At 68.5% G+C, this 18,626-nt stretch carries 16 protein-coding genes and 2 pseudogenes; 12 read left to right on the top strand and 6 right to left on the bottom strand.

The window, feature by feature from the left end; genetic code table 11:
- The gene (locus ACPUER_RS01240; protein ID WP_425130139.1) at positions 1-1,923 is read right to left on the bottom strand and encodes a CoA transferase; all 1,923 of its coding nucleotides are present in this window, start codon (positions 1,921-1,923) and stop codon (positions 1-3) included.
- Positions 1,924-2,233: 310 nt separating this feature from the next.
- On the opposite strand from ACPUER_RS01240, the gene ACPUER_RS01235 reads away from it, so the two are divergent.
- From ACPUER_RS01235 to ACPUER_RS01200, 8 genes are read left to right on the top strand one after another with little or no spacing between them, the layout of a single operon-like run.
- Positions 2,234-3,220, top strand: coding sequence for a helix-turn-helix transcriptional regulator (locus ACPUER_RS01235; protein ID WP_425130138.1), 987 nt, complete (start codon positions 2,234-2,236; stop codon positions 3,218-3,220).
- Positions 3,213-4,256 carry an aminotransferase class I/II-fold pyridoxal phosphate-dependent enzyme gene (locus ACPUER_RS01230; RefSeq protein ID WP_425130137.1) on the top strand — a complete coding sequence of 348 codons (1,044 nt, stop codon included), beginning with the start codon at positions 3,213-3,215 and terminating at the stop codon, positions 4,254-4,256. The genes ACPUER_RS01235 and ACPUER_RS01230 overlap by 8 nt, the downstream gene beginning before the upstream one ends.
- A 48-nt stretch (positions 4,257-4,304) precedes the next feature.
- Complete coding sequence (gene moeB / locus ACPUER_RS01225; RefSeq protein WP_425130136.1) at positions 4,305-5,471, top strand: molybdopterin-synthase adenylyltransferase MoeB; 1,167 nt, start codon at positions 4,305-4,307, stop codon at positions 5,469-5,471.
- A gap of 4 nt (positions 5,472-5,475) precedes the next feature.
- A complete protein-coding gene (locus ACPUER_RS01220) occupies positions 5,476-5,892 on the top strand; it encodes a Mov34/MPN/PAD-1 family protein (protein WP_425130135.1) in 417 nt (138 codons plus the stop codon).
- A 53-nt stretch (positions 5,893-5,945) separates the two neighbouring features.
- Positions 5,946-6,221: a MoaD family protein gene (locus ACPUER_RS01215; RefSeq protein WP_174383697.1), complete on the top strand. Its 276-nt coding sequence runs from the start codon at positions 5,946-5,948 to the stop codon at positions 6,219-6,221.
- A 41-nt stretch (positions 6,222-6,262) separates the two neighbouring features.
- A complete protein-coding gene (locus ACPUER_RS01210) occupies positions 6,263-7,102 on the top strand; it encodes a tryptophan 2,3-dioxygenase (RefSeq protein ID WP_425130134.1) in 840 nt (279 codons plus the stop codon).
- Between the two features lie 29 nt (positions 7,103-7,131).
- Positions 7,132-8,532: an FAD-dependent oxidoreductase gene (locus tag ACPUER_RS01205; RefSeq protein WP_425130133.1), complete on the top strand. Its 1,401-nt coding sequence runs from the start codon at positions 7,132-7,134 to the stop codon at positions 8,530-8,532.
- Positions 8,529-9,440, top strand: coding sequence for an alpha/beta hydrolase (locus ACPUER_RS01200; RefSeq protein WP_425130132.1), 912 nt, complete (start codon positions 8,529-8,531; stop codon positions 9,438-9,440). Before ACPUER_RS01205 ends, ACPUER_RS01200 begins: the two co-directional genes overlap by 4 nt.
- Before the next feature lie 27 nt (positions 9,441-9,467).
- On the opposite strand, the gene ACPUER_RS01195 is transcribed toward ACPUER_RS01200, so the two are convergent.
- Positions 9,468-9,869, bottom strand: a complete 402-nt coding sequence (locus ACPUER_RS01195; protein WP_425130131.1) for a GlcG/HbpS family heme-binding protein — start codon at positions 9,867-9,869, stop codon at positions 9,468-9,470.
- A 197-nt stretch (positions 9,870-10,066) separates the two neighbouring features.
- Positions 10,067-10,165, bottom strand: a pseudogene (locus ACPUER_RS01190) (Lrp/AsnC family transcriptional regulator); the annotation flags it as partial.
- On the opposite strand from ACPUER_RS01190, the pseudogene ACPUER_RS01185 reads away from it, so the two are divergent.
- Positions 10,164-10,671 (top strand): annotated as a pseudogene (locus ACPUER_RS01185) (peroxidase-related enzyme); the annotation flags it as partial. The pseudogenes ACPUER_RS01190 and ACPUER_RS01185 sit on opposite strands and share 2 nt — an antisense overlap.
- A gap of 150 nt (positions 10,672-10,821) precedes the next feature.
- Here ACPUER_RS01185 and ACPUER_RS01180 read toward each other — a convergent pair.
- A complete protein-coding gene (locus ACPUER_RS01180) occupies positions 10,822-11,673 on the bottom strand; it encodes an NmrA family NAD(P)-binding protein (protein ID WP_425130130.1) in 852 nt (283 codons plus the stop codon).
- 255 nt (positions 11,674-11,928) lie between these two features.
- Between ACPUER_RS01180 and ACPUER_RS01175 the strand changes: the two genes are divergently transcribed.
- Positions 11,929-12,852 (top strand): LysR substrate-binding domain-containing protein, encoded by a 924-nt coding sequence (locus ACPUER_RS01175; RefSeq protein ID WP_425130129.1) that lies wholly within the window; start codon positions 11,929-11,931, stop codon positions 12,850-12,852.
- A 73-nt stretch (positions 12,853-12,925) separates the two neighbouring features.
- Here the strand turns inward: ACPUER_RS01175 and ACPUER_RS01170 are convergent, their stop codons facing one another.
- A complete protein-coding gene (locus ACPUER_RS01170; RefSeq protein ID WP_006753967.1) occupies positions 12,926-13,357 on the bottom strand; it encodes an Lrp/AsnC family transcriptional regulator in 432 nt (143 codons plus the stop codon).
- A 387-nt stretch (positions 13,358-13,744) separates the two neighbouring features.
- On the opposite strand from ACPUER_RS01170, the gene ACPUER_RS01165 reads away from it, so the two are divergent.
- Positions 13,745-14,824, top strand: coding sequence for an ornithine cyclodeaminase (locus ACPUER_RS01165; protein ID WP_425130128.1), 1,080 nt, complete (start codon positions 13,745-13,747; stop codon positions 14,822-14,824).
- A 59-nt stretch (positions 14,825-14,883) separates the two neighbouring features.
- Positions 14,884-15,891, top strand: coding sequence for a citrulline utilization hydrolase CtlX (ctlX, locus tag ACPUER_RS01160; protein ID WP_425130127.1), 1,008 nt, complete (start codon positions 14,884-14,886; stop codon positions 15,889-15,891).
- Between the two features lie 154 nt (positions 15,892-16,045).
- Here ctlX and ACPUER_RS01155 read toward each other — a convergent pair.
- Positions 16,046-18,626 (bottom strand): Hsp70 family protein (locus ACPUER_RS01155; protein ID WP_425130126.1); only part of this gene is annotated, 2,581 nt, incomplete at its 5' end.

Here is an 18,626-nt window from a genome sequence, read left to right as displayed (position 1 = left end):
TCAGTGGGTGAAGGTGAAGGGACAGGCGACGGACAGGCGGTCGGCGTCGCGCCGCACGCTGTCCGCCAGGAGCGGATGAGCCGCCACGCCGGCCGCGTCGCATGCGATCGCGACGGCCGGCACGCCGTGCGCGACCAGCTCGAGCTGCCAGTAAGCGGCGTCGTGCGAGGCAAGCGCGGCAACGAGGCGGGCACGCGCGTCGGGCGGCAGCTCGGCGCCGGCGGTTGCGCCGCACAGCGTCGCGAGCCGGGTCGCGCCGCGCTCGCCCGACGGCGCGTCAAGCATCACGCGGCCGTCGCGCGCCGGATACGCGGCCGGCAGGCCGAGCGCGGAGATCAGCAGGTCGGTGCATGCGGGTCGGGAGACCGGATCATTCGCGTCCGCGACGAGCAGTGCCGCCGCGCCCGTCATCGCGGAATCGAGAGAGCGCGCGCGACCGTCGACAGCGCGCGCGTACAGGGCGGCGGCCACTCCCTCGGCCGCCGCGACGCCGCCCAGCACGTCGACGAGTGTCAGCAGCGCGCCGCCGCGCCCGTGCCGGCCGCCGATCAGCGATGCGAGCCCGCTATGCGCCTGCACCATGAAGTCGGTACCGACCGGATCGTCGGGGCCCGGCACGCGGCCCGCGCCCGACGCGGACGCATGGACGAGCTCCGGCGCGACGCGCGCGAAATCGGCGGCCGTCAATGCGAGACGTTCGGCGCGGCCGGGCGCCCAGTTATGCAGGAACACATCCGCGTCGCGCGCGAGGTCAAGCACGCGGTCGCGTCCGGCGCGCGTGCGCAGGTCGAGCTCGATGCATTCCTTGTCGCGATTGATGGCGTCGAAGTGCGCGGACACGCCGCCTGCGAGTGGCGGCATCGCACGCATCGGATCGCCGCCGGGCTGCTCGATCTTGATCACGCGCGCGCCCAGCATGCGCAGCACATGACCCGCGAGCGGCCCCTGGATCAGCCGGCATGCTTCGAGCACGGTGACGCCAGCCAGCGGCCGCGCAGGATCGACGCGCCCCGCGCCGGGCACGGCGCCCCCGTTCCCGGCCGGATCGAACCGCCACGGCCCGCCCGCGCACCAGCGTGCATCGTCGCGCGACGCGACGGCCGCAGCGCGTACCGCGCTCACATATGCGCCCGTCTCGCGCGCGATCGCCCGCAACGTCGTGAAGCCCAGTCCACCGGCCGCGCGAAACAGCCCGGCCGGCAACGGTGCGCGTGCCTGCGTGTAGCGCAGCATGAACGGACGCCAGCCGGCCGCGATGTCGTCGGCCGCGGCCGACGTGCGCTGCCAGAAGCGCTCCCATGCGTCGGGGTCGAGCGCCTCGAGTTCGAAACGCACGCCGTCGCCGCTCTCGAACGGCGGTGGACGGTCGCCCGGATCGCGCGGAGCCTGCACAGGCTGTCCTGCGTGATCCATGGCCAGGTATTGCGCCATCGCGAACAGCGCGGCGTCGGCGAGGCACAGCGTCAGCGCGGCGTGACCCGCGCCGTTGTCGCGACGCTGACCGGCCAGCGCTGCAAGCGCCGCGGCCGACACCAGCGACGCACCGAGCGTCGATACATAGTCGATGCCGAGCGGCCGCCACGCGTTTTCGGCGCGCGCATGCCAGCCCGTGATCCCGGTCGCCGCCTGCAGCAGCGCATCCGACACCGGATGGTCGGCCGACGGCCAGCCGCACAAAGTCACATCGACACGCGCGCCCGCTCCATCGCCGAGCCGCGCATGAATCGCGTCGTGGTCGCCCGGGTCGCGCGACCACGACGATGGCAGCGGCGCCGCCCGGACGCCGAGGGCCGTCATCCGACGATGCAGCGCGCGCAATGCTGGCGTGAAACCGGGCGGCGCGGACCGCAGGTCCAGCCGTAAGCCGTCCAGCGGCGTCGGCGCGATCTGCACGGGTTTTCTATCGACTTCGGTCATGGGCATGGCGGTGATCCCGGCCCCAAAGGCCGCGAAAGCGCCCCGCCGCTCATCGCATCGGTCACTGGCGGCCTTCCCTGTCGGGGCACGCGTCAGAACCGCTCTCGAGCCGCCGGGCACGGTTGCTGGTCATCAGCCACAATGATATTGTGACTAATAATGCGAATCATTCTCATTTCATATGGATATCGGCGAATTTCATATGCGGGCCGGGTGAAGCCGTTCCATCCCAAAACCTTTGTGGCTAGTCTTTCGATGCGTGGGACACGTCCGAGCCGCCCGGTCTGCCGTGAAGAACCTGAGAGGAGTTGTTCGTATGCACGCACTGACAGTACCCGGCGCGTCCGCAATAGACGTCGCCCCGAGTCATACCTGGACCGTCTCACGCGGTAATGCGGAAGGCGGCAACTACGCGGTCGAGCGCCTGAATTGCGAGCCCGGCTTCTCGGTCGTGCGCTCGAGCGTGCTGTCCGAACGTGCGCTGACCGAGGCATGCAGCCACGACGGCGTCGAGCGCCAGCTCGTCGTTGCGATCGGGCTCGACGGCGAATCGGAGTTTCGCGACTGGCGCGGCGAGCGCCTGACGTTCTCGGCCGGCCATACGACAGTGTCGGTCTTCCGCAGCGGCGGCGGCGAGCGCCGCTATGCGGCAAGCCGGCTCGTGCGCCAGCTTCGGCTCGTCGTATCGGAAAGTACGCTGACGAACTTCGTCGGCGAGGAGCGCAGCCGCGAACTGCTCGGCCCGGCGCTCGGGCACTTCGAAGGATTCCGGCAGGTCGCCTTCGCGGCAAACGGCACTAGCCCGCACCTGCGCTTCTTCCGGAGCACGGACCTGCAGCAGCAGGACGGCCTCAGCCTACGCATCCACGCGCTGAGCCTGTTGGCCGACCAGTTGCGCACTATCGCGCCGGAGCCGGTGCGCGGCGGCCGACTCGGCGCGCGCGACCTCGACAAGCTCGCACATGTCGAGGCGTTCATGCGCGCGCACCTCGACAAGCCGCTCAACAACGCATACCTGTCGGCCGCGCTCGGCATCAGCGAATACAAGCTGAAGGAGTGCTTCCGGCAGGCCTACGGCACGAGCCCCGCGCAACACTTGCTGGAACTGCGGATGCAGCGCGCGCAGGAATTGCTCGAGGCCGGCCACCAGGTCGCGGAAACGGCCTACCGCGTCGGCTACCAGCACCCGAGCAACCTGAGCGCCGCATTCACGCGCTTTTTCGGGCGCACGCCGAAATCCGTACTCGGCAATCGATCCTGCCGAGCCCTTACCCGATCCGCCGAATGTGCCAGCCATGACTGAACCGCACGCCACGTCTGCCCGCGCCGCCGGCCGGCGCGAGATCTTCCTGAACCTCAACGAGTCGCCGTTCGGTCCGTTCGACGAAGCCGAAGCCGCCGCCGCACACGCGCTCGCCCAGGCAGGACGCTACCAGTTTCCGCTCGTCGAGCGGCTGCGCGACGCGATCGCCGGCGCGCACGATGTGCCGGCCGGCTGGGTGTCGCTGTATCCGGGCTCGAACCGCGCATTGCATTACGCGACGCTCGCGTTCACCACGCCCGATGCGCCGCTCGTGCTCGCCAGCCCCGGCTATCCGGTGTGCGAACAGGCCGCGCGGCTCGCGAACCGCCCTGTGCACCGCGTGCCGCTCCGCGCGGACGGTGCGCACGACATCGCCGCAATGTGCGAAGCCGCACCGTGCGGGCTGATCTACGTCGCCAACCCGAACAACCCGACCGGCACTGTGACGCCGCACCATGCGCTGCGACGCCTGCTGAGCGATCGATGGCCCGGCACGACGGTGCTTGTCGACGAGGCCTACGTCGAATACAGCGACGAGCCGTCGATGATCGACGCGGTGCGCACCGACCCGGGACTGATCGTCGCGCGCACGTTCTCGAAGATCTACGGGATGGCCGGCCTGAGGCTCGGCTATGCGATCGCACAACCCGATGCGATCGCGCACATCCATACGATGCCCCCGCACGACGTGCCCGTGCCCGCCGCCGCCGCGGCACTTGCCAGTCTCGCGCTGCGCGACCGGCTCGGCGCGCGCAAGGCGCACACGGCGGCCGGCCGCGACGACCTGATCGGCTGGTTCGCCGAACGCGGGCTGGCATGTCTGCCATCGCGCTCGAACTGCGTAATGGTCGATCTCGGTCGAGCGGGGTCGCCCGTGATCGCGGCACTCGCCAAGCGCGGCATCCATGTCGGCCGCAGTTGGCCCGACATGCCGAACTGGATGCGCATCACGATCGGCGCGTGCGACGAAATGGACGCGCTGAAGGATGCACTCGCACACGTGCTCGCCGAACCGGTCACCCGCGACGCCGCCTGAGCGCGCCGCCTCAACGTTTTCCGTTCAACTGCCCTACGCCGATCCGTCATGAAACTACCGCCTCTCATCACGACGCTTGCGCCGCTCTCCAGCGACGAGCTGACCCGTTACAGCCGGCACATCCTGCTGCCGGAAATCGGCCTGACCGGCCAGCAACGCCTGAAGGCCGCCCGCGTGCTCGTGGTCGGCGCGGGCGGGCTCGGTTCGCCTGCACTGCTCTATCTCGCCGCCGCCGGCGTCGGCACGCTCGGTGTGATCGACTTCGACCGCGTCGACGTATCGAACCTGCAGCGGCAGGTGATCCACCAGATGTCGACGGTCGGCATGCCGAAGACGACAAGCGCGCGCAACGCGATCGTCGCGCTCAATCCACACGTGGAAGTGCGGCTGCACGACGAACGGCTCGACAACGACAACGCGATCGCGCTGTTCTCGCAGTACGACCTGATTGTCGACGGTACCGACAATTTCGCGACGCGCTACCTCGTCAACGACGCCTGCGTGCTGGCCGGCAAACCGTACGCATGGGGTTCGATCTACCGGTTCGAAGGCCAGGCGTCGGTGTTCTGGGAGGACGCGCCGGATGGCGCGGGCCTCAACTACCGCGACCTCTATCCGGAACCCCCGCCGCCGCATCTCGCGCCGTCTTGCTCCGAAGGCGGCGTGCTCGGCGTGCTGTGCGCATCGATCGCGTCGATCATGGCGACCGAGGCCGTAAAGCTGATCACGGGCGCCGGCGATTCGCTGCTCGGACGCCTCGCCGTCTATGACGCGCTCGACATGCGCTACCGGTTCCTGCCGTTGCGGCGTGCGCCGCAGCGCCACCCCATCGTCGCACTCGACGACTACCCGCACTTCTGCGGGCTCGCAACGCAGGCGGAACCCGTGCGCGTGCCGGCCATCGACGCGACCGCGCTCAAGCGGCTCCTCGATGCGGGCCAGCCAGTCGAGCTCGTCGACGTGCGCGAACCGAACGAATGGGAACTCGTGCGCATTCCGGGCGCGAAGCTGATGCCGAAACGGCAATTGCTGGACGAAAACGGGCTGGCCGCACTCGACCATACGCGCCGCACCGTCGTGTACTGCAAGGGCGGCGCGCGATCGCGCGACGTCGTGCAGGCGATGTGCGATGCGGGCTTCGCGGACGTCAGCAACCTCGACGGCGGGATCCTGTCGTGGATTCGCACCGTCGATCCTTCGTTGCCGCAATACTGACGCGATGCGGACGCTGATCCTGTCGACCGACATCGCCGAGGCGATCGTTCGCCACGCGCGCGACGCGCATCCGCTCGAATGCTGCGGCATCGTCGCGGGCGGGCCCGGCGACGCAGCGCCGTCTCGCGTGATTCCGATGCGCAATGCCGCGCAGTCGGCCACGTTCTTCGCGTTCGACGCAACCGAACAACTGCGCGTGTGGCGCGACCTCGACGCCCGTGACGAAACGCCCGCCGTGATCTATCACTCGCACACGGCATCGGCCGCGCACCCGAGCCGCACCGACATCGCGTATGCGGCCGCACATCCGGACGCCTATCACCTGATCGTGTCGACCGACCCGCGCTTCGCGCCGGTGCTGCGCTGCTACCGGATCCTCGAAGGCGTTGCAAGCGAAGTACCCGTTCGCATCGACGGATAGCGTCCGTCGCACTTCATCTCGACTTCAACCATGAACAATATTAAGGATTACATATGGCTATCGTAAACATCCCGACGATCATGCGTTCGCTAACTGGCGCCCTGAAGGTTGTCGAAGCACACGGCAGCACGCTCGACGACGTGATCGATTCGCTCGAGTCGACTTATCCGGGCCTGCGGCAGCGACTCGTCCAGGACGGCCGGCTGCACCGCTTCGTCAATGTCTACGTAAACGACGACGACATCCGCTTCAAGGGCGGGCTGTCGGCCGCCGTCGCGGACGGCGACACCATCACGATCCTGCCGGCCGTCGCCGGCGGCCGGTCCTGAACCCTGCCGACGCGACGTCCCGCCCCGCCAAGGAGCCGACCATGCAGCAATGTCCTTTCATGAGCACGCTCGATGCGGCGGCCGCGAAGCCGCTTCCCGGGCTGCGCTACAGCGGCTATCTGCAACTGGATAGCCTGCTCGACAGCCAGGCGCCGCTGTCCGGCACGCACGACGAGATGCTGTTCATCATCCAGCATCAGACGTCGGAACTGTGGATGAAGCTGCTGCTGCACGAGCTGACGCACGCGTGCGACCAGCTTCGCGCATCGCAGTTGCCTCAGGCATCGAAGACCGTTGCACGTGCGCAGCGGACGATGGAGCATCTCGTGCACGGCTGGAACGTGCTCGCGACGCTCACGCCTGTCGAGTTTCTCGCAATGCGACCGGCGCTCGGTTCGGCGTCGGGTCATCAATCGTTCCAGTTTCGCGAGATCGAATTCCTGCTCGGCAACAAGAATGCGGCGCTGATCGGCGATCACGACGCGCATCCGGTCGCACGCGACGCATTGCTCACGCGGCTGCACGCGCCGTCGCTCTATGACGAGGTCGTCGGCGCGCTCGCACGCGCAGGGTTCGCGATTTCCCGCGCGCGGCTCGACACAGATCCGGCCGCGCCGATCCGCTACGACCCGTCGGTCGAGGCCGCGTGGTGCGCGGTCTATCGCGATGCCGATGCGCACTGGCCGCTGTACGACCTTGGCGAACGCCTGATCGATCTCGAGGAAGGCGTCCGCCAGTGGCGCTTCCGGCATATCGGCACCGTCGAGCGCACGATCGGCCTGCGACGCGGCACGGGTGGCAGCGATGGCACAAGCTATCTGCGCAGGACGCTCGACGTCGTACTGTTTCCCGAGCTGTGGCAGATGCGCACGGCGCTCTGACTCCCCGTTCCTCATCCGACGCAATCGACATGTACGATACCGATACCCTTTCTTCCGGCCGGCCCGCTTCGCGCGGCCGTATCGCGATCGCGGGCGCGGGCCTCGCCGGCACGCTCGCCGCCTGTCTGCTCGCAGCGCGCGGCTGGCGCGTCGACATATTCGAACGTCGGCCGGACCCGCGACGCCATGGCGATTCGGGCGGCCGATCGATCAATCTCGCACTCGCGGCGCGCGGCATCCATGCACTGCACGCCGCGCGGCTCGACGTCGAAGCGATGCGCCATACGGTCGCGATGCGCGGCCGCATGGTGCACGTGGCCGGCGCGTTCCCGCATCTGCATCCGTACGGCCGCGACCCGCAGGACGTGATCTGGTCGATCCAGCGCGGCCGCCTGAACCGGCTGCTGCTCGACGCGGCCGAACGCGCCGGTGCGTGCGTACATCACGGCGCGGCGGTCGAGCACGTCGATTGCCGATCGCACGAGCTGATCCTGACCGACGGGCGGCAGGCGCGCTTCGACCTGCTGATCGGTGCCGACGGCGCGGACTCGCGCGTGCGCGCCGCGCTCGCGCGTACCGTCGATCTCGGCATCGACTGCGAGCGGCAGCCGCACGGCTACAAGGAACTAGAGATTCCTGCCGCGTCCGGCGGCGGTTTCCGTCTCGAGCCGCATGCACTGCATCTGTGGCCGCGCGGCGGCTACATGTGCATTGCGCTGCCGAACATCGAAGGCAGCTTCACGACGACGCTGTTCCTGCCGGTCGACGGCAGCCATCGTGGCGACGGCGACATGCCGAGCTTCGCGAGCCTGCCCGACGGCCGCGCCGCGCGCCGACTGTTCGAGCGCGTGTTCCCCGACCTGTCGCCGCATCTACCAGCGCTCGAAGCCGATTTCGACGCGCATCCGGTCGGCACGCTCGGTACGCTGCGCCTGCAGCGCTGGCATGCGCACGGGTACGCCGTTCTGCTCGGCGATGCCGCGCACGCGATGGTGCCGTTCCACGGCCAGGGCATGAACTGCGCGCTGGAAGACGCCGTCTCGCTCGCGCGCCATCTCGACGCACATCCGCACGACCGCGCCACGGCACTCGCGGCGTTCGAAGCCGAACGGCGTCCGAACGCGCTGGCGATCCAGGCCATGGCGCTCGAGAACTACGTCGAAATGCGCGCGCGCGTCGCGACGCCCGGCTACGCGCTCGAACGCGAACTGTCGGCGTGGCTCGCCGAACGCCATCCGGAACGCTTCGTGCCGCGCTATAGCATGGTGACGTTCCAGCACGTGCCGTATGCGCTGGCATATGAGCGAGGCAAGATCCAGGCCGACATCCTGCGCGCCGGCACGGCCGGATGCGACACGTTCCAGCAGATCGACCTGCGCGCCGTCGAACGCGATCTGCACGATCGCCTGTCAGTGCTGTCCGCCGCATGACCGCCGCCGCCACGCCGCTGCCCGACGGCATTCGTCCCGCATGGCGCCGGCTCGACGCGGCCGAGCGCGCACGCGAATACTCGCCGAGCTCGAAAGCGCCGGATTTCCGCGCGATCCTATCCGACTATCGCGTGCGCAGTCATGCCGCAACGCGCTGCCTCGCGCCCCCGATCATCCTGCGCTACGGTGCAGACGCCGCGCAGCGCATCGTGCTGTTCGAACCGGCCGACTGCGCGGCCGACGTGCTGGTCGTCTACTTTCATGGCGGGTACTGGCAGGAACTGTCGCCCGACGATTCGTTGTTTCCGGCGACCGATTTCGTCGGCCGGCACGTCGCGTATGCGGCGGTCGGCTACACGCTCGCGCCACGCGCAACGCTGCGGCATATCGTCGAACAGGCCGCCGACGCCGCGGTCACTCTGCGGCGTTTCACGGCCGTCCCGCCCGCCCCGCGAATGGCCGCCCCGCGAATCATCATCGCCGGCAGTTCGGCGGGCGCGCATCTCGCCGCGATGCTGCTGACGCTCGACTGGTGCGCGCGCCCGCTCGGCGCGCCGCCATTCGATGGCGCGATCCTGCTATCGGGCATCTACGACGTGCGCCCGCTCGTAGGCACCTACATCAACGATGCGCTGCAGCTCGACGAGCGCGACGCGTTCGAACTAAGCCCGCAATACAGGCCGCTCCGCGCACCAGTGCCTGTGACGGTTTGCTGGGGAGAACATGAAACCGACGAATTCCGGCGGCAAAGCCGCAACCTGGTCGGACGGCTCGCGCGCGGTGGACTGCTGTGCGCGGCCGGCGAGATTCCTGAGCGCAATCACTTCGACCTCGTATTCGATCTCGGCGCGGCCGGCACGTCGCTTGACCGCCGGATCGCGCCGTTGCTCAGCTGCGGCAAACGCTGACGCCCGCCGTGGCGAGCAGGCCGCGCACTACCCGAGCGCCGCGATGCCCGCTCGGGCCACCTCGGCGTCCTCGGGCGATTTGACGCCCGACACGCTGACCGCGCCGACCGTCTCGCCGTCGACGACGATCGGCACGCCGCCCTCGAGAAAGCCCGCCATCGGCGCACTGAGGAACGACACGCGGCCCTGCATCACGATGTCCTCGTAGACCTTGCTTTCGCGCCGCCCGAGCGAAGCCGTTCGCCCTTTCGCGATCGCCATCTCGACCGAGCTCGGCGCCGCGCCGTCGAGTCGTTGCAGATGCAGCAGATGACCGCCGTCGTCGAGGATCGCGATCGTCACTGGCCATTGACGGGCGAGCGCATACGCTTCGGATGCGGCGGCGATTTTTTTCACGTCGTCAGTTGTCAGGACGGGTTTCATCTTCATGGTTTATCGGCTTCCTTCTTTCGGTTCGGTTCGGTTCGGTTCGGTTCGGTTCGGTTCGGTTCGGTTCGGTTTGATGAATCGTTATCCGAATCAAAATATAACGCAAACGATTATCTAGCTCGACTACCGAGATTCTCATGGAAATATCCTGACGACATGTGACATGTGACACGCGACGCGTAGCGCGTATCGATCGATCACGCCTTGCGCGTCGACAACAAAATACTCGTCTCGGTACTCGCAATGCCATCGATCAACCGGATCGCGCCGAGCACGCGATCGAAATGCTCGAGCGATCAGCTTGCGGTGCTCGAAGCAAGCCACCCGCATGCGAAAACATCCGACTACTACCTGCTGCTCGTCCACCTGCCTGAAATCCTGCGACAGCGCTCCGGGGGTGTTCAACGCGATCATGTACGGCCCCGGCGGACTGTCGCGTGCGGAACGCGAACTCGCCAGCACGGCCGTGTCGCGCGTGAATGGGTGCGTGTATTGCGCGTCGGTGCATGCGCAGCGCTTCGCACAGCTTGCGAAACGCACCGATGCGATCGAGCAGGTGTTCGACGATCCGGCGACGGCCGGCACGACGGCACGCGAACGCGCGATCGTGCGTTATGCGATCGCGCTGACCGAACGGCCAGATACGGTAGATGCGGACGACATCGCCGCGCTTGAAGCCGAAGGGCTGACGCAGGAGGACATTCTCGACCTGTCGCACGCGGTCGCGATCTTCGCGTGGGCGAACCGGTTGATGCTGACGCTTGGGGAGCCGGTGTTTCCGGAGCCGGCAATCGACGCCTGATTCGGCGACGCGCACCCGACGGCATACGCTGCCCGGGTGTCGCCCGACACATCGATCATGCGATGCGTCGCCGACGCCGAACGCGCGCCCCCGACGCGCATCGCGCGTGACGCCGCGCAGGCCGCCGCACCTGCGCGGCGTCGCCTCCGCTCAGCGCCAGCTATCGACGTAATCCGCAACGAACCGCTCGAACGCGATCGGCGCCCGCCCGAGCAGCGCCTGCACGTCGGCGCTGACGGCCGCCGCCTGGCCGGCCGCGATCATCCGGTTCAGGCTCATCAGCACATCGATCGACCACGCGTCGGCACCCGCGGCGCGCATGGATTCGATCGCTGCATCGTCCGTCACCGGCACGTACTCGACCTTGCGACCGCGCGCCGTGCCGATCCGTGCGGCCACATCGGCGTTCGACAGTGCTTCGCCGCCCGTCAGTTCGTAGATACGGCCGGCATGGTCGGCCGGGTGCCGCAGGATCGTCGCATTGACGGCGGCGATGTCGCGCACGTCGACGAACGACACCTTCCCGTCGCCCTGCGGCAGATACAGTGCGCCGTCGCGAATCATGCCCGCGTAGTACGTCACGAAGTTCTGCATGAAGCAGTTGGGCCGCGTGATCGTGTATGAGATGCCCGACTCCGTCACGAGCCGGTCGATCTCGCCTTGCACGCGCCCGATCGCGACCGGCGACGCGGCGTCAGCACCCGCGCCCGACGAGCGGACGATATGCGTGACGCCGGCTGCCCTGGCCGCCGCAACCGCATTGCCGGCCAGCGTCACCATGTCGGCCTGCAGCGGCAGCAGCAGGAACAGCGTGTCGATGCCCTGGAACGCACGCGCGAGGCTCGCGGCGTCGGCGAGATCCGCGCGACGCGTTTCGACGCCTTCGACCGCCCTGCCGCTGTTCGAGCTGGCGATCACATGCGCGCCGGCCGCCTTCAGTTGCGCGACGAGTTCGCGCCCGATGTTCCCGGTCGCGCCGGTCACGAGAATGGTGTGGGACATGATGTGCCTCCTGATCGCAAATGGAATTCGCGCCGTATTGCCGGGCCGCGACGACCGCCTCGACATACGAAGCCGCCATCGCTGCCGTGCCGGCGCGCAAGCAGCTCCGCGCCCGTTCGCGTTCGTCACGGATAGCTGATGATGCGCCGCCTTTCCGTGGAACACGACACGACGGACCTCATCCTAGTCGCGCTCATTCATGCCGAATAGTCCATAATGTGTCGAATTAATTTCAACGATTTCGATCGAATCGTCATGAACGATCTGCGTGTGCTGGAAAGCTTTCTCCGGACCGTGGAAGCCGGCAGCTTCTCCGCGGCGGCCAACCGGCTGGGCGTCACGCCTGCGGCCGTCAGCAAGCATGTCGCGAAACTGGAGCGCAGCCTCGGCACGCGGCTGTTCCGCCGCACGACGCGCAGCCTCACGCTGACGGAGGCCGGCGAACGGCTGTACGCCGAAACGTCGGCGGCGGCCAACGCGCTGAGCCAGGCGATGGCGACGCTGACCGAGCGCGACGCGCGTCCCGCCGGCACGCTGCGCATCAGCATCGCGCCGGGGTTCGGGCGCCAGTACGTGTTGCCGCTGATGCCGGCGTTTCTCGAACGCTTTCCGGACCTCCGGCTCGACTGGAGCCTCGAGAACCGCCACGTCGATCTGGTGAAGGAAGGCTTCGACGCCGCGATCGGCTCGGGCGTCGAGGACGACGCAAACGTCGTCGCGCGCGAGCTGGTGCCGATCCGGTTGCTGACGGTCGCATCCCCCGCGTATCTGGCGAAGCACGGAGAACCGGCGACGCTCGCCGAGCTGTCGCGCCACGACTGCATCCGGTTGCGCTCCGCGACGACGGGCCGCGTGCGCGACTGGGCGTTCACGGTGAATGGCGAAACGGTGACGGTCCCGATCGACGGACGCGTCGTGCTGACCGACCTGGATGCCATCTGCGATGCGGCCGTGGCAGGCATGGGGCTCGCGCGGCTCGGCGCGCATCATGTGCTGCCGTATCTCGACGAAGGCCGGCTCGTGCGCGTGCTCACGCGCTATCCGGCGACGGCCGGCACGATCTACGTGTACTACGCGCACGCGCGCCTCACGCCGCCGAAGGTGCGCGCGTTCGTCGAGTTTCTGACGGAGTCGTTTTCGCGAAGCGACTGGCGGGCGCGCGTCGACACGTTCGGTTGACGGGAATCGACAGGCGCCGGCTTGTCACGCGCGGTCGATTCATGCCGACCTCCCGACGCGGGCCCGGCCCGCGTCACGCCTTGTGCGTCGACAACAAAATACTCGTCTCGGTACTCGCGATCCCGTCGATCAACCGGATCGCGCCGAGCACGCGATCGAAATGCTCGAGCGAATCGGCATGCAATTCGGCGACGAGATCCCAGCGCCCGTTGGTACTGTGGATCGACGCGACGTTCGGATGCCCGCGCAGCACCTTCACCACTTCCGCGCCGCGATTGCCCTGCACCGCGATCGACATCAGCGCGCGGATCCGGTGCCGTTCGGCCGCCGGCTTGAGCCGCACCGTATAACCGACGATCACGCCGTTTTTCTCCAGCCGCGTCAGCCGGTTCTGCACGGTCGCACGCGCGACGCGCAATTCCTTCGCCAGCGCGACGACGGGCAGTCGCGCGTTGTCGCGCAGCAGCGCGATGAGCTGCCGGTCGACGTCGTCGAGCGTGATCATGGACGGGCCTTCCTGTTGAGCGTGAACCGGCCGCCAGCGTGCCGGAGGCTGCGCATTCCGACCAGCGTGAGCTTGTCAAAGTGCCGGAATCGGCTGGCATTTTGCCCAGTCTATCGATAAATCTGCCACTTTTGCCGTCTTTTTGTTGGCTCGACTCCCGGAAATAATGACTCCATCGACCGGCCGAATACGCCGCGCCGCCGCTTTTCAGCAAGCCCGCGCCGAAGCATCGCCCGGTCGACCGGAATGCCAGGACACCCGTACCGGCAAAGACATTGCAAAGCATGGGACCCGATGCAAAGCATAGGGTCCGAGTAAGTGCTGAAGCATTAACTCGATCCGACGTAAGCGCTGAAGCGCCAACTCGGGTCGACAGGAGACAGACCGATGACTCGCTTCCTCGACGTTCCCGCCACCGCTCACCTGGTCGCCAAAACCGGCGTCACGACGTTCCTGCGAGAACTCGTCGACACGCTGCGCGCCGATTACCTGCACTGGGCCGATTTCGACAAGTCGCCGCGCGTCGCGTGCCACTCTCGCGACGGCGTGATCGAGCTGATGCCCGTCGCGAATGCGTCGCTGTTCGCGTTCAAGTACGTGAACGGCCACCCCGTCAACGCCGCACGCGGGATGCACACGGTGATGGCATTCGGCGCGCTCGCCGAAGTCGATACCGGCTACCCGCTGCTGCTCGCGGAACTCACGCTGACGACCGCGCTGCGCACGGCCGCCACGTCGGTGCTCGCCGCGCAGGTGCTCGCGCGGCCCGACTCGCGCACGATGGCGCTGATCGGCAACGGCGCGCAAAGCGAATTCCAGGCGATCGCATTCCACACGCTGCTCGGCATCGACGAAATCCGCGTGTTCGACGTCGATCCGCTCGCGACCGACAAGCTCGTGCAAAACCTCGCCGCGTATCCGACGTTGCGCGTCGTGCGCGCCGCTTCGACCGCCGACGCCGTGCGCGGCGCCGATATCGTAACGACCGTCACCGCCGACAAGGCATACGCGACGATCGTCACGGCCGACATGATCGAGCCCGGCATGCACCTGAACGCGGTCGGCGGCGATTGCCCCGGCAAGACCGAGCTCGAAGCGGGCGTGCTGCACGCGGGCCGCGTGTTCGTCGAATTCGAGCCGCAGTCGCGCATCGAGGGCGAGATCCAGCAGATGCCGGCCGACTTCCCCGTCACCGAGCTGTGGCGCGTGCTGCAGGGCGAAACGACCGGCCGCGAACGCGCGGACGAAGTCACGGCGTTCGACTCGGTCGGCTTCGCGCTCGAGGATTATTCGGCGCTGCGCTACCTGTATGCGCTCGCGCAGCAGCACAACGCGGGCGTCGAGATCGCGCTGATTCCGCCGGCCGTCGACCCGAAGAACCTGTTCGCGCTGATCGACGACCCGGCCGCGATCGCGCAGGGTCACGCGGCATTCGTCACCGAAGCCGTCGCCGCATTCGCGCGCTGACCGTCATCGCCGGGTGGCCTATGCGCCGCCCGGTTCCCTGCCTTTCGCTCCTGCCTTCCTTGAATCTCGTATCGATCCAAGCGCCGGCCGCTGTCGTGATGATCCGGCCGCATCGTTTCCTGCCGAACCCGCAGACCGCGGCCGACAACGCGTTCCAGCGCATGGCCGCCGGCAGCGCGGGCGACCCGACGTCCGTGTCGGTGTCCGCCGCCGCGCGCGACGAAGTCACGGCCGCCGCGCAAACACTCGCCGACGCAGGCGTGCACGTGCACGTGTTCGACGACCACGGCGAGCGCGACACGCCCGATTCCGTGTTCCCGAACAACTGGTTCTCGACGCATCCGGGCGGCCACGTCGCGCTGTATCCGATGCACAGCCCGAACCGCCGCCGCGAGCGGCGTGCGGACATTGTCGAGATGCTGAAGGCCGAGTATCGCGTGCAGGACGTGATCGACTATTCGGGTCTCGAATACGACAACGTATTCCTGGAAGGCACGGGCGCGATGGTGCTCGACCACGTCGCGCGGATCGCATACACCGCGCGTTCGCGCCGCGCCGATCCGGTCGCGCTCGAACGCTTCTGCACGCACTTCAATTTCGAGCCGATCTGCTTCGATACGGCCGATGCCGACGGGCGCCCGATCTATCACACGAACGTGATGATGAGCGTCGCAACCGAGTTCGCGATGGTCGGCCTCGACCTGATCGCCGATGGTCGGCGCCGCACCGAAATCGCGCAACGCCTGACTGAAACGGGACGCGCGGTGATCGCGCTCGATCAGTCGCAGATCGCGAACTTCGCGGGCAATACGCTGGAATTGTCGGGAAGAAACGGGCGCGTGCTCGCGCTGTCGCGGCGTGCGTTCGATTGCCTCACACCCGACCAGCGCGCGACGATCGAGCGCTCCGCGCGGCTGCTGCCGCTCGACGTGCCGACGATCGAACTGGCCGGCGGGTCGGTGCGCTGCATGCTCGCGGGGATTCATCTCGCGCGGCGGGCAACCGCGCCGGATGCGATCGCCGGAGAATCGGCCGCATCGCCACGCGAGACGACGCCGCAGATCTGACCGACAAGCTGGCAAAGCGCAAACGGCTGCCGATGCGATGCAACGGCAGCCGTTTTCTTGTTCGACGGGGCATTGAATCGGCGGGCGTCGGCCCGCATCGGCAACGCCGCGGAATGCTCCGGCATCCGAACGATACCGGAGCCCGCCGCGCTGCTCACCCGGCCAGCAGCTTCAACCCGGCCGGCAGCGTCTCGCCGAACACGCGCACCGTGTCGGCTTCGTCGAATGCGATCGCTTCGCGCACCATGTCGATCCATGCCGTCGACGCATTCGCGGCCGACAGACGCTTGATCACCGCCTCGCGCGTATCGTCCGGCAGGTCGCGCGAACGGTCGCCCGTCATCCGGGCAATCTGCGCAGCCGCGAATGCGGCCGGCTCGACCTGCTTCCAGTCGAGCGCGAACAGCGCGTCGAGCCAGCCATTGGCGACTTCCGCAGGCACGACACTGTGCGCGCTGCCGTAGAACGGCCGGCGCGCACCGATGCGCCCGAGCGCCCACGCACACAGCGCACGCTCGGCCGGCTTCCGCAATTGCGCGATCAGGCGCTCGGCCAGCTCGATCTTGCGCTCGACGGGCAGCCGTTCGAGCGATGCGGACAGCCGCGTCATGTCGGCCGGGCCGACCTTGCCCGGATCGAACGGCAGCTTGCGCCGCTTGTCGTCGGACGGTTCGAGGAATGCGATCGCGTCGCGCACCTGCGTCTGCGCATCGTCGTCGAGGCCGCCGGCCACGCGCCGCCACAGCGTCCACCACTCGGACCACACCTGAGCGTCGTTCACGTATTGAATCCCGTCGTCGAACAGCGGCCACAGCTGCTCGATGCGCCACGCGTCGAGCGGATGGCCGAAGCCCGGACGCAGGCAATAACCGGCGAGATTCAGCCACGCGCGTTCGTGATCAGCGGAGCGCCGGCGACGCCGCGCCCGCGCAAGCAACGCGTCGAACAGTTCGCGCGCGAGCGCGACGTCCCACTCGTCGCGCGGGCCGAGCACTTGCTCAAGTTGCGCGCGCAACCGGCGCGTATCCTTCGGCGTAACGTCGGCGGCCTTGCTGCCGAACGAGCGCTCGATCAGCTCGATGGCCTGGTCGAGACGCGGATGCCGCGCGGGCGCATCGTCGCCGCCTTGCGCCGGCGCATCGCCGCGCAACTGGAATTCGAGCCGCCAGCGGCGTGCCGCGTCGTCGGTCGCGATGCAATGCATTTCGAGCGTGCCGACCTCGGTCAGCGATGCGGTGAGCTTCACCGGCGTTTCGCGCGCATCGCTGCCCGCCTGCCGCTCGACGACCGTCGCGATCGGCGGCAGCCGCACGAAATCGCCGCCGTCGAGTTCGACCAGATCGCCGGGCCGGTACGCGGTCTCGGCCACCGTCGATACGAGGTGGAAACGCACCGGCTGCCCGAGCTGCAGCGCGAAGGTGCGATCCTCGAGCCGGATCTCGCGGCCCTCTTCCGTGCCGCGCGGCAGCAGGCAGACGCCGCGCGCGGCTGCGTCGCCGGCGCCGTCGTCGAGCACGAGGAAATAGCTGCGCGCGGAACCGCCGCCGATGCGCGGCGCATGCCCGGCGCGCGCGAGCCCGTAGGCCACCGCGCCGCGCGCGACGGCCACGTCCGGATGCGCGTTGTGCAGCACGTCGAGCGGCGCGCCGCGCCACGCGCCGAGCGTCTGCGCGAGACGGCCGGCGAGCGCGCCCGCACGGAACACGCCGCCGTTGAGCAGCAGCGTGTCGGGCAGCGGGCCTTCCGCATGACGGTTCAGGAACGCGGCGACGTGCCGCGTGACGGCCGGGTCGCTCGCATACGGCAACCCGAATTCGACGATCGCCGCCCGCGCGCGGCGCGGCAGTTCGCCGGCCTCGACCTGCGGAAAGAAACCGTCGACGACGATCTGTTCGACTTCCTGCCGTGTCAGTTCTGCCGAACGCGCGCCGCCGACGAGCTTGCTGCCCGCGCCGAGCAGCGTGACGGTGACGGACGCCGGTGCGTCGTCGCCGAGCAGCCGCTCCTTCGCCGCACGGCAGCGCTCGACGAGCTGCGACAGGCTCGCGGCCGACAGCCGCGTGCCGGGCTCGGTCAGCCGCGTCTCGACCAGGCGCGCGAGCGCGAGGTCCATGTTGTCGCCGCCGAGCATCAGGTGGTTGCCGACGCCGACGCGCGTAAAGGTCGGCTCGCCGTCGTCGCCCGGTGCGACATCGACGAGCGTGAGGTCGGTCGTGCCGCCGCCGACGTCGCAGATCAGCACGCGCCGCGCGTCGGCGAACGTGTCGCGCAACGTCGCGCGCTGGCCGTACAGCCAGTCGTAGAACGCGGCCTGCGGCTCTTCCAGCAGCCGCAGCGCCGGCAGCTTCGCGCGCCGCGCGGCCTCGACCGTCAACGCGCGCGCGCCGTCGTCGAACGACGCGGGCACCGTCAGGATCACGTCCTGCTTCGCGAGCGGCGCATCGGGAAAACGTGCGTCCCACGCGTTGCGCACATGCGCGAGATAACTCGCGCTCGCGTCGACCGGCGATACCTTGTCGACGCCGTCGGCCGCGCCCCACGGCAGGATCGCCGCGAGCCGGTCGACCGATGCGTGCGACAGCCAGCTCTTCGCGCTCGTCACGAGCCGGCCCGGCACCTGCGCGCCGAGCGTGCGTGCATAGCGGCCGATCACGGGCGGCAGCGCGTCACCAGCGCCGCTGTCACGACCGGCTGACCCGCCGTCACGGCCGCCGCCCGAACGGGCGGCCGCGTCG

The sequence above is a fragment of the Burkholderia sp. DN3021 genome (assembly GCF_049805555.1).
In the GTDB taxonomy this organism is placed as follows: domain Bacteria; phylum Pseudomonadota; class Gammaproteobacteria; order Burkholderiales; family Burkholderiaceae; genus Burkholderia; species Burkholderia pyrrocinia_C.
Note: the sequence above shows the minus strand (reverse complement) of the source record. Positions and strands in the feature narration are given on the sequence as shown.